Annotated in this window: 23 protein-coding genes; 4 read left to right on the top strand and 19 right to left on the bottom strand. The window is 42.9% G+C overall.

Translation table 11 applies throughout. From position 1 onward, the window contains the following. Positions 1 to 8: 8 nt before the first annotated feature. The 12 genes from LLF92_00540 to LLF92_00485 form a co-directional block, all read right to left on the bottom strand. On the bottom strand, positions 9 to 644 hold the full coding sequence (locus LLF92_00540; GenBank protein ID MCE5339599.1) for a hypothetical protein: 636 nt from the start codon (positions 642 to 644) through the stop codon (positions 9 to 11). Between the two features lie 36 nt (positions 645 to 680). Beyond that, positions 681 to 1,805: a 4-phosphoerythronate dehydrogenase PdxB gene (gene pdxB, locus LLF92_00535; GenBank protein MCE5339598.1), complete on the bottom strand. Its 1,125-nt coding sequence runs from the start codon at positions 1,803 to 1,805 to the stop codon at positions 681 to 683. Positions 1,806 to 1,870: 65 nt separating this feature from the next. After that, the gene (locus LLF92_00530) at positions 1,871 to 2,971 is read right to left on the bottom strand and encodes a nitronate monooxygenase (GenBank protein MCE5339597.1); all 1,101 of its coding nucleotides are present in this window, start codon (positions 2,969 to 2,971) and stop codon (positions 1,871 to 1,873) included. Positions 2,972 to 3,154: 183 nt separating this feature from the next. Beyond that, a complete protein-coding gene (amrS, locus tag LLF92_00525) occupies positions 3,155 to 4,189 on the bottom strand; it encodes an AmmeMemoRadiSam system radical SAM enzyme (GenBank protein MCE5339596.1) in 1,035 nt (344 codons plus the stop codon). A gap of 7 nt (positions 4,190 to 4,196) precedes the next feature. Beyond that, on the bottom strand, positions 4,197 to 7,055 hold the full coding sequence (locus LLF92_00520; GenBank protein MCE5339595.1) for an anaerobic glycerol-3-phosphate dehydrogenase subunit C: 2,859 nt from the start codon (positions 7,053 to 7,055) through the stop codon (positions 4,197 to 4,199). A 205-nt stretch (positions 7,056 to 7,260) separates the two neighbouring features. Beyond that, positions 7,261 to 8,481 (bottom strand): hypothetical protein, encoded by a 1,221-nt coding sequence (locus tag LLF92_00515; protein MCE5339594.1) that lies wholly within the window; start codon positions 8,479 to 8,481, stop codon positions 7,261 to 7,263. Positions 8,482 to 8,526: 45 nt separating this feature from the next. After that, positions 8,527 to 9,330 carry an ABC transporter ATP-binding protein gene (locus tag LLF92_00510; protein ID MCE5339593.1) on the bottom strand — a complete coding sequence of 268 codons (804 nt, stop codon included), beginning with the start codon at positions 9,328 to 9,330 and terminating at the stop codon, positions 8,527 to 8,529. A gap of 42 nt (positions 9,331 to 9,372) precedes the next feature. Then, positions 9,373 to 10,209 carry an ABC transporter permease gene (locus tag LLF92_00505; GenBank protein MCE5339592.1) on the bottom strand — a complete coding sequence of 279 codons (837 nt, stop codon included), beginning with the start codon at positions 10,207 to 10,209 and terminating at the stop codon, positions 9,373 to 9,375. 157 nt (positions 10,210 to 10,366) lie between these two features. Continuing rightward, positions 10,367 to 12,580, bottom strand: coding sequence for a ribonuclease R (gene rnr / locus LLF92_00500; protein ID MCE5339591.1), 2,214 nt, complete (start codon positions 12,578 to 12,580; stop codon positions 10,367 to 10,369). Between the two features lie 143 nt (positions 12,581 to 12,723). Then, on the bottom strand, positions 12,724 to 12,987 hold the full coding sequence (gene rpsT / locus LLF92_00495) for a 30S ribosomal protein S20 (protein ID MCE5339590.1): 264 nt from the start codon (positions 12,985 to 12,987) through the stop codon (positions 12,724 to 12,726). A gap of 101 nt (positions 12,988 to 13,088) precedes the next feature. Beyond that, positions 13,089 to 14,504, bottom strand: a complete 1,416-nt coding sequence (locus tag LLF92_00490) for a tetratricopeptide repeat protein (protein MCE5339589.1) — start codon at positions 14,502 to 14,504, stop codon at positions 13,089 to 13,091. Between the two features lie 184 nt (positions 14,505 to 14,688). Further along, on the bottom strand, positions 14,689 to 15,261 hold the full coding sequence (locus tag LLF92_00485) for a response regulator (GenBank protein ID MCE5339588.1): 573 nt from the start codon (positions 15,259 to 15,261) through the stop codon (positions 14,689 to 14,691). Positions 15,262 to 15,535: 274 nt separating this feature from the next. Between LLF92_00485 and LLF92_00480 the strand changes: the two genes are divergently transcribed. Both LLF92_00480 and LLF92_00475 read left to right on the top strand, forming a co-directional pair. Continuing rightward, a complete protein-coding gene (locus LLF92_00480) occupies positions 15,536 to 15,943 on the top strand; it encodes a pyridoxamine 5'-phosphate oxidase family protein (GenBank protein ID MCE5339587.1) in 408 nt (135 codons plus the stop codon). Between the two features lie 46 nt (positions 15,944 to 15,989). Beyond that, on the top strand, positions 15,990 to 16,244 hold the full coding sequence (locus LLF92_00475; GenBank protein ID MCE5339586.1) for a hypothetical protein: 255 nt from the start codon (positions 15,990 to 15,992) through the stop codon (positions 16,242 to 16,244). A 114-nt stretch (positions 16,245 to 16,358) separates the two neighbouring features. On the opposite strand, the gene lptE is transcribed toward LLF92_00475, so the two are convergent. The 7 genes from lptE to LLF92_00440 all read right to left on the bottom strand — a co-directional run bounded on the left by lptE (position 16,359) and on the right by LLF92_00440 (position 21,512). Further along, on the bottom strand, positions 16,359 to 16,976 hold the full coding sequence (lptE, locus tag LLF92_00470; GenBank protein MCE5339585.1) for an LPS assembly lipoprotein LptE: 618 nt from the start codon (positions 16,974 to 16,976) through the stop codon (positions 16,359 to 16,361). Beyond that, the gene (gene bamD, locus LLF92_00465) at positions 16,973 to 17,968 is read right to left on the bottom strand and encodes an outer membrane protein assembly factor BamD (protein ID MCE5339584.1); all 996 of its coding nucleotides are present in this window, start codon (positions 17,966 to 17,968) and stop codon (positions 16,973 to 16,975) included. The genes lptE and bamD overlap by 4 nt, the downstream gene beginning before the upstream one ends. Before the next feature lie 165 nt (positions 17,969 to 18,133). After that, complete coding sequence (locus LLF92_00460) at positions 18,134 to 19,345, bottom strand: peptidylprolyl isomerase (protein MCE5339583.1); 1,212 nt, start codon at positions 19,343 to 19,345, stop codon at positions 18,134 to 18,136. Positions 19,346 to 19,907: 562 nt separating this feature from the next. After that, positions 19,908 to 20,120: a hypothetical protein gene (locus LLF92_00455; GenBank protein MCE5339582.1), complete on the bottom strand. Its 213-nt coding sequence runs from the start codon at positions 20,118 to 20,120 to the stop codon at positions 19,908 to 19,910. Then, the gene (locus LLF92_00450; protein ID MCE5339581.1) at positions 20,113 to 20,526 is read right to left on the bottom strand and encodes a DUF502 domain-containing protein; all 414 of its coding nucleotides are present in this window, start codon (positions 20,524 to 20,526) and stop codon (positions 20,113 to 20,115) included. The genes LLF92_00455 and LLF92_00450 overlap by 8 nt, the downstream gene beginning before the upstream one ends. 66 nt (positions 20,527 to 20,592) lie before the next feature. Further along, positions 20,593 to 21,054: a hypothetical protein gene (locus tag LLF92_00445; GenBank protein ID MCE5339580.1), complete on the bottom strand. Its 462-nt coding sequence runs from the start codon at positions 21,052 to 21,054 to the stop codon at positions 20,593 to 20,595. 113 nt (positions 21,055 to 21,167) lie between these two features. Continuing rightward, positions 21,168 to 21,512, bottom strand: coding sequence for a hypothetical protein (locus LLF92_00440; GenBank protein ID MCE5339579.1), 345 nt, complete (start codon positions 21,510 to 21,512; stop codon positions 21,168 to 21,170). A 709-nt stretch (positions 21,513 to 22,221) separates the two neighbouring features. Here LLF92_00440 and LLF92_00435 point away from each other — a divergent pair. Both LLF92_00435 and LLF92_00430 read left to right on the top strand, forming a co-directional pair. Further along, entirely contained in the window at positions 22,222 to 25,002 is a 2,781-nt protein-coding gene (locus LLF92_00435; GenBank protein ID MCE5339578.1) for a CHASE domain-containing protein, read from the top strand. A 373-nt stretch (positions 25,003 to 25,375) separates the two neighbouring features. Then, the coding region (locus tag LLF92_00430; protein MCE5339577.1) for a transposase family protein at positions 25,376 to 25,684 on the top strand (309 nt) is incomplete at its 3' end.

Below are 25,684 nucleotides of genomic sequence, written 5' to 3'. Positions count from 1 at the left end.
CAAACTGCCTATTCTACAATTTCAGCCTTCATAACAAGAAAGAACATATCTTTGCCAATTTGAGACTGACCGACAATAACCGATTTTCCTGTGGGCAAAATCCCCCAGTGATTTTCATAACTTAGATTGCCAGTGTCGGGCGGCAACTTATTTCGTGATTTATCACAAATAAAACGAGAAAAGAACGACCAACTGATTCCAACCTGCTTATTTTCCAATACCTGTGAATAAGTTTTAAAATCTACCTTTAGATTATAAGAATTTGAAGTTCTGCCTTTTACTGTTCTTCCTTCAACTAAAACGGCTTCTGTCGATTCAGTCAGGTAAATATCTTGTTGAAAATTATTTTCAATTTCTGCTTTTGTATTTCCCATAGTTCTTGCAGACGTAACTACTTCGCCACAATTGGGTTCGCTCAAACACCACATCAAATTCATTACAGAAACATTCTCTTTTTCTTTTTCAGACAATGGCTTCACGCCGGATTCGGCAAGAGCATCGGCGTCAACTCTAACAAGCCAGGCATCGACAATCACGCTACGATAATCCGGCTTCTCTTTTTTTACTTCTTCTGCTTTTTTCTCTTCTGCCCAAACAACTGAACACATCGCCAAAACACACAAAACAATCAAGCTCTTTTTCATAATCGCACCTTTCATAATAGAACTACACCCTATACCCTATACCCTGAACCCTATACCCTCAAGTATATTTTTAAGCATTTTACTATCAGTCAAAACTTTTGTATTTGGAAACTCTCTGCGGACGGGATAATTCTTGCGCAGTGAATCAAAATACGCTCCGCGTTTATCGGCAGGTTCGTTTTTCATCTGCCGCAGGTTCGCATCGTCTTTACTAATATTATAGAGTGTATTCACGGCAAAAAGTAACGGACTTTTTTCATTTTTTATCACAATTTCCGAAATTTGAGCCGGCGGCAGGAAATCTTTGGCTGTATGTTTTGCCTGAATATTAAAAAATCTACAAAACGCCTCATAAATCATTATCATTCCGACAACTTTGCCATCATAAGAATAGCCAGCGATGTGCGGCGTGCCGAAATCTACCATTTCCAAAAGCTCAACGTCAATATCCGGCTCTTTTTCCCAGACATCAAGCACGCAGGCGCTCAATTTCTTTGTCGCAATCGCTTTTTTCAACGCAGCGGTATCGTGAACGCCTCCACGGCAGGTATTAAATAAAATCGCACCATCTTTCATCGCCGCCAAAAAATTTTCATCAGCCAGATGATAAGTTTTATCAATTCCATCTTTCGTCAATGGCGTATGCAGCGTAATAATATCGCAATCTAAAATTTCATTCAGTGGGCGATATTTTTCATCGCCGGAGAGTCTTTTCAAAGGCGGATCATTAAGAACGACTTTCATTCCGAGCGCTTTTGCTTTTTTCTCGACTCTGCTGCCGACATTGCCGACGCCTACTATGCCGATTGATTTTTTTGAAATGTCGAAATGATATTTTTCCGCGAGATTCAATAACGTCGATGTAACATACTCGGCGACGGAATTTGCGTTCGAGCCGGGCGCGGAAGCAAAGCTGATATTTTTGCTTTTGAGATAATCTATATCAATATGTTCAAAGCCAATGGTTGCTGTGGCGACAAATTTTATGTTCGTGCCGTCGAGCAGGTCTTTATTAACTTTGGTGATACTGCGGACAAGCAGAGCGTCTGCGTCCTGCAAAATGTCTTTGGAAATCTTTCGGCCATGAACAGTTGTAACATTTCCGGCAGAACTGAAACATTCTTTCACAAATGGTATATTTTCGTCCGCGATAATCTTCATAGTACCTTTCATCAAATAACGAAAAGTATTATACACACTTTTCGTATTTGTGCCAGACACTACTATCAGACCTTCGAGACGGCTTTTTGTTCCAGAGCGGCGGACAATTCTTTGCTCAATGTGTCAACCAGCGTTTTTACAGGTACGATTTCATTGCACCTGTAAGCGTTTGAGCCGGCAAATGCAAATGCTTCATCAAATTTGCCATTCGAGGCGTTCGACAAAACTTTGGCAATGCAGTATGGCGCATTTTTAGCATCACAGGTTCGCAGGCAAGTATAGGTGCATTTGAAAGGTATTGTCAAACCATGTTTGATTTTTTCTACAAACGGCGAATTTATAACTCTGCCGGGCAAACCGACCGGACTTTTGATAATTGTGAGGTCTTCTGGTTTTTTTGCGTTAATGTAAGCCTGTTTGAAATTTATATGCGCATCGCATTCTTCGGTGCAGACAAATCTTGTTGCCATTTGCACGCCCGATGCGCCGAGTTTCAAAAATTTCGCGATGTCCGCGCCATCGAAAATTCCGCCGGCTGCTATGACAGGAATTTTTTTCTCATAAGAGTTCGCCAATGCGACAACTTCTTTGATGATGTCTTCCAGCGGCATTGCTGTTCCATCCGCCAGACTTTCAGCGGAATATCCGAGATGTCCGCCGGCTTTTAAGCCTTCGACAATCACAGCATCCGGCAATTTGTTATATCTTCCCTGCCATCTTCTAATAATCAGTGAAAGAGCCTTCGCGGATGAAACGATTGGAATCAGCTTGACATCTTTGCCGTTAAGAAATTTCGGCAGTTCCAGCGGCAGTCCCGCTCCGCAAATCACCATATCAACATTTTCTTCTATCGAAACTTTAACAAGGTTTTCATAATCAGTAAGTGCAACCATTACGTTGACGCCAATTATTCCCTTGGTCATACTCCTTGCTCTTCGAATTTCACTCCGCAGGGATTCACCATTGAATGTCCATAAAGCTTGACCGCTAAGTTCTTCGAACAAACCTATGCCTGTACTCGCTATGACTCCGGCGCAGCCGGTATTCGCAACCGCCGCGGCAAGATTCGCGCCTGAAACTCGTATTCCCATTCCGCCCTGAATTATTGGCGGATTAATCGTCAAGTTGCCGATTCTCAAAGCTGGTATATTTTTATTTGTGCACATAAATGCTTTCATAAATTTAATAGTTAGTCGTATAAGAGAATGTCGTTAATGGTAGGTATTGAAGCTGATATTCCTTTCAGGCGACTTCCCATTTTCAACGCCTGCTAATGCCCGACTATTCCATTTTAATACATACTTTGGCTAATTTTACCACACATACAGACAACGGACAACAAGTATATATTATTTTTCACCATTAAGTTTAAATCCAGCAATTTTTTCACCGCAATCCAGACAAATGCTGTTTTTTATCCGATTTTGGGTTATATAATAACCTTCACGTTCAACCAGCAGACTGCCGCATTTCGGGCAATATGTGTTTTCGCCTTTTTGCGTGCGCAGATTACCTATATATACATAACGTAGTCCGACCTGTTTTGCAATATCATAAGCCATTTGCAACGTTGAATACGGCGTTGCGGAGGCGTCTGTGTATTTATATTGCGGATAAAACCTGCTTACGTGCCAGGGCACATCCGCGCCGCAGGTATTAAAAATGAATTCCGCGATTTGACGCAATTCCTTTTCAGAATCGTTTTCGCCCGGCACAATCAGCGTCGTAATCTCCATCCAGATATTTGTATGATTGGCGACATAATCAATCGTTTGAAACACCGGCGAAACCTTTGCTTTGCACAGTCTTTTATAATACCCCTCGCTGAAACTTTTCAAATCGATGTTAATTCCATCGAGCCAGTCTTTTGCGAAATCAATTGCGTTTTTCGTCATATAACCGTTTGAAACAAAAACATTGGCAAGCCCCCTTTGTTTTGCGATTATCGCGCAATCAGCCGCAAGTTCCATAAAAACTGTCGGCTCGGTATAAGTGTAAGCCATACTTCTGCATTTTTCTCCGATTGCCAAATCGACCAGCCGGGCCGGTTCGACAGCCTGACCTTCTATTTTATTGTCCAAGATTTGACTGATTTGCCAGTTCTGACAAAAGTCGCATTGAAAATTGCATCCCGGTGCAGAGATGGAAAAAGCCCTGCTGCCCGGCTGAAAATGAAACAACGGCTTTTTCTCTATCGGGTCGGCGTTAGCTGCGCAAAGTTTATGATAATTGAGCGAGTATAATTTGCCGTCAATATTTTGCCGAACACCACACAACCCGCGATTGCCCTCGCTGATTTTGCAGCGATGATTGCAAAGATTGCAGCGTACTTTTTTATCTTCTGCCTGCTCGTATAAAACAGCTTCTTTTAATTTTTCTGCCATAACATTATTACATCAGGCCGTAGGCTTTCGCCAATATTTTAATTGGATGTTCTGTTTGTTTGCCGGTCAAATGTTCAATCTGCATTTTACACGTCGAACATTCCGTAAGAACCATATCGGCGTTTGATTCTTTTATTTTCTCGGCAAGTTTAGAGCCTATCTGTATAGAAAGGTCATAATTTTTCACCTGCATTCCGAAAGTGCCCGCGATTCCGCAGCAGCCGCCGTTAAGCTCTTTTGCTTTAATGCCTGTAAGTTTTTCAAGCACTTCAAGTGTCGCAGGTTTAGTTTCCAATGCGTTCAGATGACAAGGCGTATGATGAACATAACTCTTGTTTAAACACTGTGCGCACGCTGCTGTGTCATTCCCGCGCAGGCGGGAATCTATCCCTTTGATATACTCGAAAAATTCGAATGTATTCTTCGAGACCAATTTCGCATCTTCGCTGTCGTCGAAAAATCTTAAATCTTCTTTCAAACACAGCGCTGCGCTCGGCTCTGAACAGACAATTTTATAACCCGCTCGAATCATTTTTGCGAGCTGCTTTGCATTATATTGCAAATCTCTTTTGCTTGTCTTTACATCGCCGTAAACAGCCGCCGGCAGCGGCGCAGGCCTTTGCGATGGAATTATCACATCGATATTATTCGCACGCAGAAATTTTATCACCGCAAAGCCGAGTTCGTGGTCGTTGTAGTTGGCGTAAGTATCTGTAAAGTACGCGACCTTATCGACCGGACTTTGCAGCCTCGGCTGCGATGCCAGATATTTATTTCCTTTTCTAATAAAACTTGAGAATCCGAATTTCGGCATCGACCTTCGTTTGTCGATACCTGTAAAGGTCTGCATCAGACTCTTTACAAACTCAAGGCTCATAAAATAATTGCTGATTGGCGAAAACGTCGAAGCGAGCATACTCATATATCGATTATTAGCCAAAACCATAGCCGCCCTGCTCAAGCCTTTTCGTTGCGCAAGTTTAGCTCTGGCTTCAATCATCATTTTCGAGATATCAACGCCGGACGGACAATCAACGACACAGGCCTTGCAGTTCAGGCAGCTTGCCAGAATTTCTTTGAATTTTTCGGATTCGAAATCTTTGTCCGTCAATATTCCCTTTGCCCAGGCGGCCAGAAGATTCGCTCTGCCGCGCGATGAATAAATTTCTTCGCCTTTGGCTCTGAATACAGGACACATCCTCAAGGCGGCATCCGTGTTTCTGCAAAGGCCGCAGCCGGTGCACTGAATAACCTCAAGTTTGAATTCGTCATTCTTGAAATTCAGCACAGGTGAAATTCTGTCAGCAATTAATTTATGTTCTGCGCGAAGCTGTTCAGTCATCACATTCGGATTATCGCTGAAGATTTTGCCGGGGTTGAGAATATTCTTCGGGTCGAATATTTTTTTCAGTTTGCGGAGAATATCGCAATATTCTTTGCCGAAATGTTTTTCCATAAACGCCGCGTGGATCAGACCGTCGGCGTGTTCGCCGCTAAGTGAGCCGCCGAGTGAAAGCGCCAGCGCAAAAACATCCTCTGCGATTTCGGTCATCTTTTTTAAATCAGCAGGGTCGGTCAAATCCAGCAGCGGCCGAACGTGAATCTCGCCGTCGCCTGCGTGTCCGTAATAAACCATTTCAACTTTGTATTTTTCGCCGATTTTCTGCAAACCCGCCAGATACTCCGCAAGTTTGAGACTATCGACTGAAACATCCTCGATAAATGGTATAGGCTGTTTGAGACCTTTTCTCCGAGACAAAAGAGGCACCGCATCTTTTCGGCATTTGAAAAGCCGTTTCTGAATCGCAGGGTCGAACACGATTTTTTTATCGTAACAAAGCTCACCAACTGCCTCGACCGTCTTTTTGATTTTCGTGACAACCTCCGAATCCTTCGTGTCTGAAAATTCCACAAGCAGACTGGCGACCGAATTGGGATTGAGAATATCATGGTATTGTTCAAAGGCGTCGCGCGCGATTTGTATTAATTCTTTGCCCATAAGTTCGCACGCCGCCGCGCCGCAATCGACAATCACCGGCACAGCACGCGCCATTTTGTCGAGCGAATCGAACTCGAACTGCACAACCGCGATGGCTTTGGGAATCTCAACGCTCCGCAGCGTAACTTCCGTAAACACCGCCAGCGTCCCTTCGGAACCTGCGAGCATTTTGGCCATATCGATTCTGCCGTTATGCACGACGTTGGCGATATTGTAGCCGCTGTGGTTTCGCTTCGTCGAAGGCTGAACTTTCGCAATCAACTCGGCGTTGGAATTTAAAAGTTCAAAACATTCCCTTGCGATTTTTTTTTCGCCGCTGCCGATGTTATTTTCAAATTCAGCGATTCTTCCATCCGGCAGAACGCATTTTATTTTTTCGACAAAGTTTGATATATAACCATAACTCAACGAATGAGCGCCGGTCGAATTATTACCGACAACTCCTCCGATAACTGCACGATTTCCACTGGATGGGTCCGGCCCGATTTTTCTGCCGAATTTTGCAAGGTGTTTATTAACATCATCGAGCACAACGCCGACCTGACAGCAAACGACACTGCCGTCATTGCTTGTGCTGATGATTTTGTTCATAAATTTTGTCATATCGAGCATAATGCCGCTCGTTAGTGATTCGCCGCCGAGTCCGCTTCCTGCTCCGCGAGGCGAGACCGGAATATTGTTCGCTCCAGCGTATTTTATAACCGCTACGACATCTTCGGTCGTTTTAGGCGCAACGATACATTCCGGAATGATTTGATAGATGCTGCCGTCAGTGCTGTATGCGACGCGGTTGAAAATGTCAGCGTAACATTCGCCCGAAATCAAAGCCGATAAGTCTTTTGCAATTTGGTCTGAATTTTTTGTCATAGTTTACGGATTATACCCAAACTATTCCGCAGGTCATCTGAAATTCACGAACATTTCAGATTTTTTAGATTTTTGTTATATTGTTTAAACTGCTTACTCAGTATATTGAGTAAATTGTAAAAGTTACTTGAATTCTTTGAAGAATGGCTTGAATAATCAATTATTATACCAACAAGAATAAGAATTAATCTATACGCTAAATTATCTAAACAGACATTTTACCGTTTTCACTCCTCATTGCGACATTCAATTGTTCTCGTGCTTGGTTAAGAAATTGAGTAGGCCCCCCAGAAGGACGATTATTTAGTATCCATATTTTCATAGATAGCTCTTCCACTTTTTCTTGGAACAATCTATCTATTTGATCGTTCTTTTTCTCAAGTACCCCAATTCCAGGATTATCGTTGATTACAGATGCTAAAATATCGGTTGATATTTTGTGATATTGGCAATATTTGTCATAAAAATCTGCAATAACCACCCCCGCATTTCGCATATGCAGACTGCCAGTGTATAGTGCCATCAGAAACAACCAAGTTAATATTGATTTTTTATTATCAACAACAGAAAGACATTCCTTAAATTGATGCATTCGGGTAGTATCCGGTTGATGAACATATTGTGTGTAGAGAAATATATCGATTAATCTTTTACGAGTAAAAATAAAATCTTTTTCAAGAAATGGGACAAAATCCGGTTTTAAGTTTAACTCCGCTTGGTATTCTTCGGCAATGCCTTTTACCCATTTGCTTATTGGGTATTCGCTGGTTGCCGCTCCGAAAACATTAACGGCTTTGATGAAATTCGCTGGTTCATTATTCATGTACAATCGACGAAATATTATGACAAAAGACCTAATCTCTTCATCTGTAATGGCAGTATGCAATTGCGGCTCACTTCCGCTTGAACTCGTAAGTTTTCCGGGTCCTTCTTTGTAAAACGCCGAAGCCAACATCTCTCTTAAATCTCGTGCGAAATAACCTAAAACCTTAAGTTGATCTTGTGACAAAGAAATTTGCGCGATTGGAATTGGCCGTTTATCGGATATCGCATAATCTATATCATACTGCTTGGTACCAGATGGAAACATAATCGCATGAGAATTATCTGTTAAAACTGTAGCCATACGCTTGCGAGATAACTCTTGGCCGGTTTCGTCTTCAAAATAATCAGGAATATACCAAGAATGAATATTGTTACTGCTAATAGACAAGGACTCAACCTCATCTTTGGGGACACTCTTTTCACTAAACAAGTTGCGATAACGTAACATTTCTCGCCGTGGTTTGACATCCTGTAACGCATAAGTTAACTCGATAGCGGTTTTAGTCACATTGTCTAATGTATCCGTTTCCAACCATAAATCGCGGTCTTTGAATTTTTTTTCGCACGTATCAAGATACCTTATTCGCCAGAACAATCGCATAATTTATATCTCCAACCTTACTTTACCAACGTACCTAATCAATAACTATTTCTTGTCGTTTGTCTTTATATCTTCGAACGAAACCTGCATAGTTTGTAAATCGCCCTCGCTTATTTCACCTTTAATAAACCGCTGAACTACCTGCGAAGGACTGTTTTGGATTGCCGCCGCGTCGCCGTCAGCTTCAATCTTTCCCTTGTGCAGCATTATTATTCTGTCGGCGATTTTGTAGGCGCTCTTCATATCGTGCGTTACCGCGATACTCGTTACGCCCAAATCCTTCTTCAGCTTAATTATCAACTCATTAATAATGTCCGAGCGAATTGGGTCAAGGCCCGTCGTAGGCTCATCGTAAAGTATAACCTCCGGCTCAAGCGCAATGGCACGCGCCAGCGCAACTCTTTTTTTCTGCCCGCCGGAAAGTTTCGCAGGATAATATTCCTGATAACCGTCCAGACCGACAAGCGAAAGTTTTTCCTTCGCAATCGCGTTGAGTTTTTCACGGTCTTTAATTTTGCTGTGCTGCTGAAGCGGGAAAATTATATTTTCCTCAATAGTCATACTGTCAAAAAGCGCTCCGCTTTGGAACAGATACCCCATCTGCGTTCGAACAGCGGCGAGTTGTCTTTCGTTCATATCATCAATTCGCTGATCATGAAAATACACTTCGCCTTCGTTCGGCCTAAGCAAAACAATAATGTGTTTTATCAGAACGGTTTTGCCGCAGCCGCTGGGGCCGATGATTACAGTCGTTTTCCCCTTTTCGATGGAAAGCGAAATATCATCAAGCACGGTCAGCTTGCCGAACCGTTTGGTTAAATTCTTTATCGTTATTATATTATTATCCATAATACACTGACTAACACGGACGAAAACACGGACTGACACGGACTAAAGGAGCAGTTTCAACGGCCAAATCGACGCATAAATCGCTTTTGAAATTACAACCAGCACAAAATCAATCGCCAGAATTATAATAAAGCTCCCGACGAAACCTTCCGTACACGCCTGCCCGACGCCCTCGGCGCCTTCCTTGCAGTGGAAACCTTTATAGCAACTCACGCCGGCAATTGCCGCGCCGAAGAAAAATCCTTTCACGATACCATCCGCGATATCCCACAGTTCGACGCCGTTAGCACTGAAGCTCCAGTATGCCCTGCCGTTAATTCCCAGATACGGCACGGATATCAAATACCCGCCGAGCATACCAAGAAAATCCGCGTAGATAATCAAAAACGGAGTGAGAAAAAGACACGCCAGCAATCGCGGCGCGACGAGATATCGAATCGGGTCTGTGCCCATACTCCGCACAGCCATAATCTGTTCAGTAACATTCATCGTGCCAAGTTCGGCTGTCAAAGCGCCGCCGACTCTGCCGGCAAGCATCACCGCCGCAAGCACCGGCCCAAGTTCCTTCACAACCGAAAGGTTGATTAGTACGCCGAGGTGTTCTTCGATGCCCAGCCCCGCAAGCTGGTCGTAGGCGTCAATCGCCAGCACCATACCGACAAACGCACCGGTAATCGCGACAACCGGAACACTTCGCACACCTATTGCGAGCATTTGATTCCAGATTAACGAATAGGTACTCGGCGTAAAACAGGTAAGCACGGATGCAATGAGCGAATCGAACTGGAAACGCGCAAATCTCCCGCTGTTATTGATACTGCGGAGTATTGCCGCTCCAAAATGCTCGACAAACGTTATTTTTTCTTCAATTTCTGCCATATTTAATCCGATGTCATACCTTTTTATCGGCTAAACCGCTGTTTGTCAATTAGTTATACCAGATTTTCAGAGCCCTGAACGCCTGCCCCCTTGCTCTTTTCAAGTACTTAGAAGTTCAACGTTCGATGTTGAATGTTCGATGTTCATTATATTGTCTTTATCTTCGCCGGCGTTGTCTGCCTTTCTTTTTTTCTTTTCGTTGGCTTTTTTGTTCCTGTTTTTTCTTCTTCCATTTTTTATTTTCTTCTTTTCCTTCTTTTTCTTTTTCGACCGGCACAACATTCAATTGCCTTGCCGACATATTCACCGACACGATTCGCGCCGTCAGCGGCTGGCCGATATGATAAGTCTTCCCGTTTCGCTGGCCGTGAACGCATTGCGCCTTAAAATCATAGACATAATTATCTTTGCCGAGCATACTCATTGGAATCAAACCTTCGATGCCGAATTTTGTACACTGCACAAAAATTCCGAAATTCGCCAGCCCGCATATAACCGTCTCCATCGTCTCGCCGAGTCTGTGCTGCAAAAGCTCCAGAATCAAAACCGCCTTGAGGTCTTCTTCGGCATCAGAGGCTCGCCCTTCGGTAAAAGACAAACGCTTGCCCGTCTCGATAAGTTCTTCATTAGTCGGCGCGTTTTTAAAACTTTCTTTGTTCACATATTTTTCAAACAGCCTGTGCACAAGCAAATCAGCGTACCTGCGAATCGGACTTGTGAAATGGCAATAATGTTTCGACGCCAGAGCAAAGTGCCCGATATTCAGCGGCGAATATTCCGCCCTCGCAAGCGAACGCAGAACATAAGTATTGACCGCGTATTCCATCGGTTTGCCTTTGACCTTGTCGATAATATCCTGCAAATCGAACCTGTTCGGATTTTTCGGCGCGGAAATTCCAAACGTTTTGAGCGTATCAACCATCTTCTTCAGACTCAACGAATCCGGGTCCGGATGAATCCTCCGCATAAACGGAACATCCGCCCTGTCAAGCATTCGCGCAACCGCTTCGTTCGCCTCGACCATAAACATTTCAATTATCGTGTGCGGATAACTCGTATCAGCAGGATGCGCATCGACAACCTTGCCGGCATCATCAAACACAAGTTCAGTCTCCGGCATATTAAGATGAAGCATACCTTCACGCCTTCGCCGGACTTCGATAATCTTCGCGAGTTTGTCCATATCTCGCAAAAGCGCGACAACTTCCTGCGGCTTGTCTGTTTTGGTACCCTTGAGAATTTTATCAACTTCAATATAAGTCAAACGTGCCTTTGACAGAATCACGCTGTCGGCAAATTCTTCTTTGATAATCTTTCCGGAATCGTCGTAAGTTACGAACGCCGATTTGGCCAGCCGTCTCTGCTGCGGCTGCAAACTGCAAACACCATTGCTCAACGTCTCCGGCAGCATCGGTATCACACGCCCCGGCAGATAAACGCTGTTGCCTCTCTTGGTCGCTTCGGTATCAAGCTCACTGCCCTGCTTTACAAATTCGCTCACGTCGGCAATATGTACGCCAAGCGTAAAAGTCCCGTTACGATTTTTCTCGATACTGATAGCGTCGTCGAAATCTTTCGCGTCCGGCGGGTCAATCGTAACAATAACTTTTTTCGTCAGGTCGAGCCGATTCGGAAATTCCGCAGATTCAAAACTCCTGGCCACCTGCCCCGCTTCATCCAGACATTCGGCTTTGAATTCGCATGGAATCCCAAACCGCTTGATAACCGCGTTGATTTCCGTTTTATAAATTCCGCTTTTGCCGAGAACTTCTATCAGCACACCTCTCGCGAATTTTTCTTTCGTTTGAAAGCTGATAATCTCAACAACTGCCTTATCGTTCACCGTTCCGTTTTTCGCTGTAACGTCGTCGATTTCGACAAGCTCGGTAAATTTTCCGTCCGGCACAAGAAAATACGATTCTTTCTTTTTGATAATTGTGCCGACAAATTTATTATTCGCCCGCTGCACAATTTCGATAATCTTTCCGCTATACCTGTCCAGTCCGTCGCGATGACCGTCTTTTGCGGCTGTCGCGATTACAATATCGCCGCTCATCGCGTTGTTCGTATATTTTTCAGGGATAAACAAATCGCCGTGCGAATTTGCTTCTGTCGGCGTAACAAAACCGAACCCTTTCGATGTTCCTCTGAATATTCCGGAAACTTTCGCGCCGGGACCAGGCAGCGACATAACATTTTTCGTCCCCATCACCGCAAACCCGTCTGCCTTGAGCTGCTCGACAGCCTGATTGAATGTGTCCATCTGGTCAGTTTTCAATCCGAGTCGTTTGGCAAGCTCCGATGCCTTAACAGGCGTATAATCTCTGTGCTTGAGGTGATCTAATATTCTCTTCTTTAGTGTTTCTACCATTTCTATACCCTATACCTAAATCCTATACCTTATAAATAATAAAAAAAGCGCTATACCAAAACTTTAGCCGGCATAGCGCTGTTCAATTTGTACTTCCGTGTTTTCTGCCGAAGGCACCCCCTTGGGGGTCTGCACAATCGAAGTTATTTCAGTTTGTTGATTTTTTTCGTCAGACGCGATTTCAATCTTGCTGCTCTGTTTTTGTGAATTGTCTTGAGAGCCGCGGTCTTATCGAGATTCTTGACTACTTTCGTAAGCTGTTCTGATGCCGACTTTTTATCACCGGCTGTGATTGCAGCATTGATTCCCTTAAGATTCGCCTTTACAGTGGTCTTCCTTGCGCGGTTGATTACGCGTTTTTTTGTGTTCTGCCTTACTCTTTTTTTGGCTGATAATGAATGTGCCATCTTTACTCCTAAAAATTGTTGTTTAAATATTCTACTTTTTTATTTTAATTCAATTAGGCCGTCAGGCCGATTCCTTAATTTTGCATTTTTATTTTTTATATTTAATTTTGCCTTATCCTGTTTATTCTCGCCCGGACATCCTTGTAGGCAAAATCAATTTGAGCTATCCGCCGGTACAATTCCAGCGCCTCGCCGGCATTGCCGTTCTGTTCATAGGCCCGTGCCAGATTATACCGTAAATCCTTGGCGATGTCATTGTCTTTTATTTCGTATATTTCTATAGCTTCCTTGAGCGTATCAATAGCGTCGGTGAACCATCCCTTAACGAAAAAGCACAGCCCGATTTTGTTCATCGCCATAATCTTGTGCTTCTGGTCCTTGCGTGCCGCCTGAAAACACGGGATCGCGTCGTCATACCGCTGATTTCTCATCAAACGCAGCCCATATTCGTATTTTAGCCGCAAATCCGTCGGATAATTGTCGGAACATTGCTTATAATGCTCAAGTTCCGAGGTCAAAAGCTCCTTAATTTTCGCGTTCAGAACTTCCTGCGTTACCTGCCCGGGTTTTCCGCCGACCAGCGTTTCCTTCGTCTGCCGAACCTGCCGTCGGAGCATACGCAGCCTCATTTCGCCTGCACGTTTCTTATAATTAAAATCGTTCGAAATCCTATATTCCTGTTCGAGCAGATTTACCGCTTCGGTATCAGCCGCATCGGTCTGCAAATCGCCCAAAGCATCGGCCAGCTTAAACAGCGTATGGACAGTTCTGCCGGCCTGAACAGCCTTTCTGGCATCTTCGACCGCCTGCTGCCGAACATCAACGCTTTTGACCAGTCCCTGCTGGGCCTGCATTTTTTCCTGCGTTTCCCTGTCCTGTATCGAATCCCTGAAATTCTGTTCGTATTTGCCCTTCTGCATCGTAAGTCGGGCAGAAAGATTCTTATATTCGCCCATCAAAATGCCGTCAGTGGGATTCAGCTTCAGTGCGTATCCGCAAACGCTGACCGCCTTGGTGTACTGTTCCATCATCGAGTAAGCGTCTTTGAGTAAAAGCAGTGTCGCCATTGAAGGCTTGTCCGTCGCCCTACACGCCTCATACATCAAATCCGCCATCCACAGTGCCGCCCGCTTATATCCGCCGGTCATCGCGGCATTGAGTACCTGTTCAGCATACTGCAAATTATCAGGATCTTTAGCCAGCAGGAACTCTGCGTTGAGCATATTTTCCATCGGTGTCTTGCCGCGGGAATACTTCATTTTCTCCATCATTGCCGGCTTTTTGCCGCCCTTACCCTGACGTACAAGCGAATTATAACGCAATGGTTTATGGCCGTCTTCTACCGCATCCGGCGCTCGCTGGAGTCCCTCCATAAACAAATCGATTGCGTAATCGAAATTGTCCGTCGAGGCCACCTCTTCAGCTCGTTTGAAAAAGGCGATGGCCTTATCCAAACCCTCAATTTCGCCGTTGGGTGTCGCACCATTACTATTACTATTTGTTATCGCTTCCGCCATAAAAGGCTGATGTCACTCCTTAACCACATTATAATATAACAACTTACGCTAACTGTCAACCCTGTATGTCTATTAAAATGTACGTAATGTCAGACGTTCGGAATGGGCAAAATATTCATAAAAAAAGCTTAGAATCCATAATTAACAGATTCTAAGCCTGTTTTTAATGTGCCAACGTAATTTGCTACGCCAAAGTTGCCGCTAATGCCTCCTCGTGTATTTTCTCCCAGTTGGCCATATTCGTTTTTCGCGTGGAGACTAATTCTTTCAGAAATTCGATATCAGCGGCCTTTGGTTCATTGCCCGTTACCCACTTTTCGAAGAACTGCATCAGCATTTCACGTTCGCCGAACAGCTCATAATACTCCAGCGCCTGCATTATAACGCATTTCAGTTCTTCGGTACTCCACGGCTTGGTAACAAAACGGTATATTTCACCTCTGTTGATAACGCCGCGCAGCATATCGATATCCGCATAGCCGCTTAAAACAGTTCTGATGATATTCGGCCGTTTCTCCTTAACGATTTTCAGCAATTGCAGACCATCCATTTCGGGCATTCGCATATCACTGACAATTACATGCACATCCTGCTGATTGAGGATTTCCAGTGCTTCCATACCGCTAACCGCGAACAGTTGGTTATATGGCTCATCAATCAAGGCTCGCTTTAGCGACAGCAGCACTTTTTCCTCATCGTCAACAAAAAGCACTGTTCGGCCGTCAATAAATATCGAATTTACCTTTTCTGTTTCCATAAAAGCTCTCTTATTGTTTTTAAGTCCCATAATACCGCAAACTTACTGCCTGCGAACCGAAAACCGTATATTCTTTTTTAAAGCATAAGATGTATTTCGCTTCTTCGCAAATCACGGTGGTGTAAAATGTTATGTTTTTGCTGCTGTCGAACAATGCCACTATAGTAACATCGGCATTTTTGCATAGCGTCTTTGCTTATTGTAGGTATAATTATGAAATGTGGTAGATTATCAGTAAGATTTACGTGTATTTCGAATTTTAGGAGAAGTTGTTATGAATTTTGAAGAACTGAAACAATTCACAAAACAAACCCACTGGGGATACCTGGCAACAACAGATGGCAAAACTGTCGGCGTCCGACCGATGGGCGGCCTGATGTGGAAAGACAATCAATTATTATGCGCGACATTTACGCCATCGGATAAAATTAAGCAGCTTGAGAAAGTGCCGTATGCTGAATATTGTTTTTGCGATTCGACTGGCAAACACGTCCGCGTCGCAGGCAAATGTTCGATTAGTACAGACAACGCCGAAAAACTTTGGCTGTATAAACAGGTTCCTGAACTGGCAAAGTATTTCCCCGACCCCGCAATGCCGGAATATGTGATTATCAAAATGATTCCCGACAACATCCGCGCCGTATCCGGCACTGATATGGCGTATGAACAAATTAAAATTTGATTTTTTATTTTATATTAAATTTGGATTCTGTTTGAAAGGATTTTTTATGAAATGGAAAACAGATGACGGCGGCTGGAACTCATACCTTGCCGGCGTACTTACAGGCCTGCTGGCTATCGCTTCAGTTTTCGCGACAACGAAACTGCTTGGCAAAACAAACTACCTCGGTGCATCGACTACTTTCGTCAGGGCTGCCGGTCTGCTCGAAAGAAAAAACGCTGGCGAACACGTCGCGACAAATGAATATTACACAGAAACGAAAGTCAAAGTTGACTGGCAGTTTATGCTAGTACATTTTTAATTGACGAATTTGGCTGAAATTTATTACTTCTGTGGTGAACATTAAATGCCGGTTTATTATGCCGGCCTTTTCTTTTGTACTATCAACTAACAACTATTGCCTAACAACTATTTACTACCAGCCGACCTGCATTTGCTCTACGATTCTTTCTGCAAGTTTATTTGCCGCGACTTTTGAAGCGTTGTCAAAACTTTGCCCCTGGAAACTGGAGTAGCCCCATGAGGAGGTAGCGGAAGAATCCTGAACGATGTATTGGCCGGTCTTGAGATTTTTCCAACTGAACCGTGCTGTAACCTCGGCCAGATTTTCAAGCGATCTGCCCGTATTGCGGTCGAGAGTCAGAGCCGAGCTGCCCATACTGACTATTTTTCCGCTCAATATGGTATCAGCGGTATTTCTGTTGGACACGATTTTGTATGGCGTGTCGGTTTCAACCCTTTTAGCGATTGCGTCGGTGAGCGTGTATTCAAGGTCTCTATAAAAAGTTGTGTTGTCGAACATTTCAACATAAACGGTTCTTACTTCGTCTGAATATAGAGATTGGTTGGTGTAACCGCTGCATCCGGTAAAAAAAATTAAAAATAAAAATGAAAAAATAAAAATTATGGAATCCCGATAAATCGGGATAAATTTTTTATAATAAATTCCGGCCGCAGGCCGTTCTCGTAGCGAAGCGAAGATCCCTTCGGGACAAATTTTTATATTTAATATTTTATTTTTTATATTGGTCACAGGAGTAATCCTTTCCAGTTAAGCTTTTTCTTTTTCGGCATTTTGGACTCAACAGTTAATTTTTCCATTACCGGTACTTTTGATTCTGCGATTTTCGCCGCGTTGCTGCCGGGCCATTGTTCGGCTATTTTCTGATAATAAATATCAGCCGCGCCATAGCTCAATGTCCGTTCGTAATATTTAGCGACTGTAAGTTCTTTTTCAGCAAGGTCGATATTGAGTTTGCTTACTTTTTGTGTTAGAGCCATTTCCTGCGCCGATTCAGGATAGCGTTCTATATATTGTGAATAATAGCTTTTCGAACTTGCGAGAGATTTGCTCTCGAAGTTCGGGCCTCTGTAATCTTTCTCAAGACTTCTTGCCATTCCGAGCAGCGAGTCCCTGCCCAAATCGCCTGTCGGCCATCGGCTGGAAGCGTCAGACCATGCCTGATACGCTTCTTCATAAGCGCCGCGTTTTTCGTTGGACTGTGCAAGCGTCGTAATTGCCCGCTGTGAAATCGGAGCGTCGCCTTCCCTGTCGGCGATTTGATTCATAATCTCCGTGCCCTCGTCGTAAGCTTTTACTTTGAAAATTTTTAACACAGTTCTCTTCTGTCCGTTAAGAAAAGCTGCACCGATTTGGAATTCTCTTTCCAGTGCCGCATCGCGAAGCGAACTTTCAGGATACATATCGAGAAAATCAGAGTATGACTTGGCCGCGTCAGGAAACCTGCGCTTTGCGTAGAGCAGTTCCGCTTTTACATAAGCATCGTAATCTTCGCCGGCTACCTGCGGGAAATTTTTCTTCAGGTCTGCGTAAGCCCTTTTAGCTTTGCCCGCTTTTCCGGTCGAAACAAATTGTTTCGCATCCGATGCGATAGTCGCAAACGAACTCTCATTACTGTCAGCCGATTTCTGCCATTGCTGATTGCTTCCGAGCCGCCAGGTTTCGCCAATACAGATGACCGATACGCACAAAATTGTTAATGCAATTACGATTTTTCTAAGCATTTTCTAAACTCCGTTTTATTAGGCAAGCTATTATATACAAAGATTTTAAGGTTGCAAACTTCAAAACTGCCGAATTTCTTTTAAAAGCGATGTTTTCAGCCGCCAAATGCGCATAAAAAAACCCGTGATTCTGTTTAAACCACGGGTTTGTATTAGCAAAATAGCTTATTTTTGAGCGTTAGGCTCGCTTTTATCGGCCTCTGGCCTTGCCGGTGCGGCAGGCTTCGGAGCCGGAATCTCGAAATTATCGTTCGGGTCTGTGAACTTAATATCCGCTTCTTTCTTAATCTTCTGGATGTAATTTACGACAACATCCTGCTTCTGTTGGTTGCTCAAGTGCTGGGCAATCTTTTCTTTAGCCTGGTCAAGACTTACCGTATTGGCGTCTTTGTGGCTGATAAGTTTAATAATATGGTAGCCGAATTCCGTTTCAACAACATCGCTGACCTGATTCGGTTCAAGAGCGTAAGCTGCCTTTTCAAACGCCGGCACGAAACTGCCTTTCGGAGCATCGCCCAAATCGCCGCCATTCTTCGCTGACGGACAAGCTGAATATTCTTTCGCCAGCTCTTCAAAGTTTCCGCCGTCTTTTACTTTCTTCAGAACTTCTTCAGCCTTTACTTTTGCTTCGGCTTTTGCCTTGTTCGGGTCGTTGCCGTCGGCAGGCTTGATAAGGATGTGCTTTGTATGAATTGATTCCGGCTCTTTGAACTGGTCACTGTTCTCATTATAAAACGCTTTAACAGCTGCGTCGTTCGGCTCTTTGATGTTATTTTTGAATTCGCCTTCCATCAGCTTTTCAAACATCAGCTTCTTACGCATATTCTGTTCGAATTCAGCGTAGGTTGTGCCATAGTTCTTTAAAAGGGCTTTAAACTCGTCCAAATTCAGGTTCTGTGATTTCATCTGTTCCTGAACCTGTGCGTTTACATCAGCCTGGCTGACGGTGATATTCAGTGTCTTTTCCTTTTGAGTAAGGATTTCTTCGATAACCATCTGCTCAACCAGACGTTTTCTCATCTGCTGGCGGTACTGGTCTTTCATATTCGGCGGAATTCTGCTTGCCATCTGCTCAAGTCTTGCATCGAGAACTGTATCGATTTGACCTGCTGTGATTTTTGTTCCATTGACTGTTGCAACTAATGCGTTTGGGTCCATTTTGGGCTCGTTAAATTCAATTACAGGTGCTGTGGGTGCTGCTGCCTCAACTGCCGGAGCAGGTTCGGCCTTTTTAGTTTCATTTGCGTCATACGTTGCTGTGGCTTTTGTTTCAGCAGCGGGCTCTTTGACTTCCTTTGCCTTTTTCTTCGCGCAGGCAAGGTTAGCCATCAATAAAACTACCGTTATCGATATCAAAACATTTTTCAAACCGGTCATATACTTCCTTTCGTAGAATTGTTTTTGGGTTTATGAAACGGAACAGTATAGCCATACCGGCAGTAAAATAAAAGATAAATATAGACTTTGTCAGAAGATTGTCGAGTAAATCGCTTGTGAATCGTACCGGCTGAATTTAAAGTCTAAAGTCGGCCCCCTTTGTTTTTTCTTTTCGAAGAAGAAAAAACCTAAAGAATCGAGGGTTTCCGCTGCGGCTCCAACGCTTCGCTACAACGCGTGACACCTGAAAACGGCTGTTTTAGCACAATCGTGCTATTTTAGTTAATAGTTTAGTAGCCAATAGCCTGTAGTTAATAGTCAATATCGATTCCAGTTCGGCTATCGCTTACTGGACGCAAACGAAAAGTTGTGCATTCTAAATAAAGGCGGAATTTTTTAGAGAAGAAAAAGAACAAGGCGTAAAGACGTTCGTGAGGTGCCCCAAGATATCTCGAGAGATTGCCACTTTTATCAAATGCAAGACATGTTGGGTTAGTTAGCCCAGATAGCAAAAGTATTCCTGTTATTTGTCAAATCCTTTCTGCCGGCCGGGTTCAGAAGACTATACTTGCGAATGCTGAATCGAGCTCATTGGTGAGGAAATCCTTTCCGGCCCCAGGATCCCGCCCGACATGATCATTTTAATACCATCTTCAACGCTCATATCGCATCGAACGACTGCTGATTTTTCGACAATCTCCAGAAATCCTGTGGTTGGATTTGGAGTGGTGGGAATAAATATTTTATAACAGTCGCTGCCAGTGTCATCAGCCAAGAGACTTCATACCTGCACGCGGAAATTCGACCATAACCACTTCTTTAAAGTTAGTCTGATTCGAACTGTGAAATACGCCGACAACCTCCCGTGAAGCGATGTAAATGCTTCGCAACAGGGGGATCTGCATTAAAATATATTCGAACCAATTCCAGAACCACCGCCCCAGAAAATGACCGGTCAGGATGCCAAGCCCGCAGACCAGTACAATAAGGATGGTGACTGAAATAAACGCTTTCAGCCAGATTGGAATGACCTGGAAAAAATGCAACAGGATCGGCGAAAACAGTCCTGTGATAATACCGAACAAAAACCGAAAAATTAAAAGTGTAATAATCAGCGGCAGTATCAGAAGCAGACCTGCCACAAAACTTTTTTTAATTCCTGATAATAATTTTGATGCCATAATAGGCCTTTCCATATTTTGTTATAATTCATTGCGATGGCGAACTTCACCTGTTAAGCAGTTTCATTAAATACCGCCCGGCTCAAACGGCAGCGTCAGCGATTTGTTCGGATATACCCCAACATAACACAATATTCGCTGATACCATGGCAACGTATATTTAAAGTTCCGTATTAACTGTTTCAATTCCACCACATAAGGATGGATATTATCAGTGTCATTCAGTGTTCCGTCTAACTCCATCGCCATTGATGTGCTGCCCTTTAATAGCAGTGCTGTCATATAGTTGGCTTTGTACAACGATGGAGTCGTGGAAGCTATACAAATGCAATGCTGAAACACAATCTCTTTGAAAATTTCCAGCGCGGAATCGATTCTATTCAGCCGCAGCAAGCAAACGCCCCGCGCGTTCTCCAACTCCGGTTGATGCGTTTCTTCGCCGAGCAGACGTAATGCTTTTTCCGGGTTTCCGGATTTTAAATAGTTCTGAATGATGTTTAATTTTTCCTGAATAGTTTTCGTAGTCATTGTTCACCTCATATAGGATATTCTCTGTACCGGGGGCGCAGAAAAACTCTTTTGAATTTATTTATGAAGCCCGTATGAAGGCTTCGCCGATGTTTGGGAAAAAGAATCGGTGTTTAAATGATGAACTGACAGAACAGGGATTGAAGACTGTTGGATATTGCTGACAGGCGGAGAGAATCTAAGTGGTCGCCCGATTTACAGGTGTTTCTGCGGAAGATATTGCAAAAACTATATCCGCCGGTGTTGACCGGATAATATCCATCTTTAGCAGAAAAACTGCCGTCTGTTTTGGGACGCTTTTGCAGTGATAAGAAGAGAGTGGTTGTTTCGGAACAAATACTCGGCAGGAGACACGAGTCGCATTTCTGCTTTGAAACATCAGTTGGTTTGGCAACGGAAAAGCCTTGTACGGCAATGCATACAACAAGCATCGTTAATACAGGTTTATGTAATGTCATTCTATTCACACGCTAAATTATACAGTATCAGGGGTAAATATTCAATATAAATCAATCATCTCTACGGTTCCGCTTTTCGCGAAAAGCCCTGCCGCAGGTACGGGGCAATAGATGCAGGTTTTTATTGTTTCTCGGCTAAAGGGTCGCAAGGTCGAGATATGGGAAACAGATGCCATAAAAAAAGGGTGTGAACCATTACTCGCCTAAAGACTCCCACGCCAATGGGTACCATGAAACGAGAATCAGGTTTACACTCCCTTTACCTCTTTCTCGATGAATTTTCATTTGACTTAAGCTTTAATTAAAACAATTTAAATTACTATTTATCACGTCTCCAAAATCAGGACTGTTTAAACAAAAGAAGACCTGTAAACATTATGTTGTTTTAAGAAAAATTAAACTTATCTGACCTGTGATAAAGTCCGACGTAGGAGAAGAGACAGTAAATTTAAATAAAAAAAATGATTAATTACCCACGCCAACTAAGTATTAGATTAGGGTACCAGTTATTACGATTGTCCGGAGAATTCATTTCACAGACATATCAGTACCTTCAATCACACCTTATGAGAGCAGAGAGAGTCTGTAACTAAACAGGCCACAGTGCCTGAATGACCTTTAGTTATGGAGCGTGGATTACCGTTTGTTAATAAATATCGTGTGTCTGCGTTTAGACGATGGGATTGCTGCGCAAAAGGAGAATTTGGCAATGAATACGTCGAATATCAACAAACAAGGTGGAAAGGGCAATATGCTGACTATTCTGCGAAAGCGAAGTCTTATTGTTCTGGCTTTGATTATATGCATCGGCATTGCGTTATCAATTTTTATGTATCAAACTGTGATAAAAAGAGAACAGCATATGATACACGAACGATTCGGAATGGATGCCAAAGACTATGCTTCAGCAATTCAGAAAAGAATTGACATCGATTTATTGTTCCTCGATTCTATCGGTTTATTCTATGATGGTTCAGAAAACGTGACCAAAAGTGAATTCCAAACATTTGTTGAGCCATTTTTAAAAAAGCTGACCGGTATACAAGCGGCAGGATGGGTGCCGTTTGTGTCATATTCACAGCGGAAATTATTTGAAGAAATGGTGCGTAAAGAAGGCTTTGCCGATTTTCAAATAACTGAAAAACAAAGTCAGGGCAAGATGGTTGCCGCAGGCGATCGCTATGAACATTTTCCTGTTTATTATATTGAGCCTTATCAGAGTAACGCTCTGGCTTTTGGTTTTGATCTTGCCTCGAATCCAAGTTGGCTTAAAGCAATGGAGAAAGCTCATGGTACTGGAAAAGCCGTCATAACCACACCTGTTACTTTGGTACAGGAAACCGGCGCTCGACAAAGCGTATTGGTGTTCAAGCCTGTATATGAGAGAAACCGTCCCACTGATACTGTTGAAAACGGACATAATAATCTAAAGGGATTTGTTCTGATAGTATTTTGTGTGAACGATGTTATAGATAATGCTTTGGTATCTTTTGCTCCGAAGGGACTGGATGTTATTATGTCAGATATAACCGGGCAACAGGAAGAGTTACTTGGCTTACATTCATCACGCAAGTGGAAGACGCCGATAAAATTTGAATACCTGAACAAAACTTTGCAAAAAACGACGTTGCTGCATACAGAGGTCATTACAATTGCAGACCGAAAGTGGTCTATTAAGATTTTGCCCGCATCTGGTTATGTGATTACCGTAGACGAGAAATGGTATCTTCGCAGTATCTTAATAACAGGACTTTTCTCCACTGTCTTTCTAACAGGATATACTCTGCTTATTATGTTTTGGAATATACGGGCACAAAAATATACCTCTCAATTATTAATCGCAAATAATAAGCTTGAAAAGGAAGTCGCGGAACACAAGCAGGCAGAGGAAAAAATAAATAATTCTCAAAAGTTGCTGCAGAGAATTATTAACATTCTTCCGGTAAGAGTATTCTGGAAAGATAAAAATTTTAAGTTTCTTGGCTGCAACGATATTCTTGCTAAAGATGCCGGTAAAAATACATCGGAAGAACTGATTGGCAAAGACGACTTTCAGATGAGCTGGAAGGAGCAGGCCAAAGACTATCAGGATGATGACCGAAACGTTATTGATTCAGGAAATTCAAAGCTCAATTTTGAAGAAATTCAAACCGCTCCAAATGGAGATAAAATCTGGTTAAAAACAAGTAAAGTGCCTCTAACGGATTCCCAGGGAAATATAATTGGCATTTTAGGAACTTATGAGAACGTTACCGATCGCAAGCAGGCGGAGGAAATGCTAAAACAGGCCAAGGAACAGGCTGAAGCCGCCAATATAGCCAAGAGCCAGTTTTTGGCTAACATGAGCCACGAAATCCGCACTCCGATGAACGCTATTATGGGATTCAGCGAAGTTTTAGCGGATGAGATACTTACAGATGAACAGAAAAGTTATGTTGATACTATTCTCGGCTGCAGCAGGCATCTTTTGGAGATCATAAATGATATTCTGGACTTTTCCAAAATTGAGGCAAATAAGGTTGATATAGAATTTATAGATTATTCACTCGGAAAAATACTTAATTCCATTGAATCACTGATAATGGCAATGGTAACAGAAAAAGGTATTGAGTTTAAGATAGTAGAAACCAAAGACCTGCCCGCACAAATACAAACCGACCCTACTCGTTTGATGCAATGCTTACTCAATCTCGTAAATAATGCCGTTAAATTTACTGAACATGGATATGTGCATTTAAATGTTTCTCTGGAAGAAAAAAACAATCAGTCGTATATTCGCTTCGATGTTGAAGATACCGGTATCGGCATATTGTCTGATTATTATGAAAATATATTTGAACCATTCATGCAGGCTGACGGAAGCACTACCCGCAAATTCGGAGGGACGGGGCTTGGATTGGCTATTACAAAACACTTGGCAGAACTGCTCGGGGGAAAAATTAGTTTTATAAGTCAGGAAGGAAAAGGATCTACGTTCACACTGGTTATTCCGGCTGGTACTAATGTGGCCAGGCAGCCCTTTTTGGATAGACATAATATTACCAAACGCTTAGATTCTCCGAGCGACAGATTAAGCGAACCAAAATTTTCAGGTCGTATACTCATTGCTGACGATGTCGAAACCAATCAAATGCTTGTTGAGTTGCTATTGAAACGAATGGGTCTGGATGTAACAATTGCATCAGATGGAAATGAGACGGTTCAGAAAGCTATTGCTCAAAAATTTGACCTAATATTAATAGATATGCAAATGCCATTTATGAACGGTTATGAAGCAACAAAGGTTCTTAGAAAAAAAGGAATAACAACGCCAATAATTGCACTGACGGCTAGCACAATGATCGGAGATAATAAAAAATGTATTGAGGCCGGCTGCGATGGTTATTTAGCTAAACCATTAGATAACAGGGAACTGCTGAAAATAATTCGTAAGTACCTGCCGTCAAAAAAACAGATTTTAATCGAAGCGGTCGATTCCAGCCCAATCTAAAGTCGATGAACTGCTGTTCTTTGTCGTAATCAGATGTGGCAAAAGAGTCTGGCGGAAAATATTATTATATTTTATATTTTTCATTTAAGTTTTATGATGTACTAAACGATATAGTTAATGTGGGAGTATGACTTTAGCATAGCAATGTCGCTTCTAATCTAAAAATTAAGGCTCTTCCGGTAAATGGGTTGGTAGGTTGCAAAAAAAAGACATAGCTTTATTATAGATGGGAAAAAAATAAACCACCTATTGGAGATAAAGCCATGTCAACAAGTCTGTTGTATCATACCTTTGGTATTCGTTCTGTGCAATATGTCAGTACCAATTTTTTGGCGGAAAAACTGTCTTTTACGGCTCAATCCACCCCAACGAAATTGTCTGTCCGGTATGCAACTCTCGTCATGTCATCCGCTACGGCAATACAACAAGAACTTTCAAAATGCTGCCGGTTGGAAAGCGAAAAGTCGAACTAACTGTCCACATACCAAGACTGTTCTGTAAAAACTGCGGCTCTATCCGTCAGTCGAATCTAAAATTCGCTGACCCCAAAAAGCATTACACGCATTCATTAGAGAACTTCGTCATAGACCTTTGCCGGGTAATGACTATTCAGGATGTTAGTGAACTGACCGGCCTTAATTGGGATACCGTCAAAGATATTGACAAGGGATATTTAAAGGAC

It is taken from the genome of Planctomycetaceae bacterium (genome assembly GCA_021371795.1).
Classification (GTDB): domain Bacteria; phylum Planctomycetota; class Phycisphaerae; order Sedimentisphaerales; family UBA12454; genus UBA12454.
This window is presented reverse-complemented; position numbering and strand designations above follow the sequence as displayed.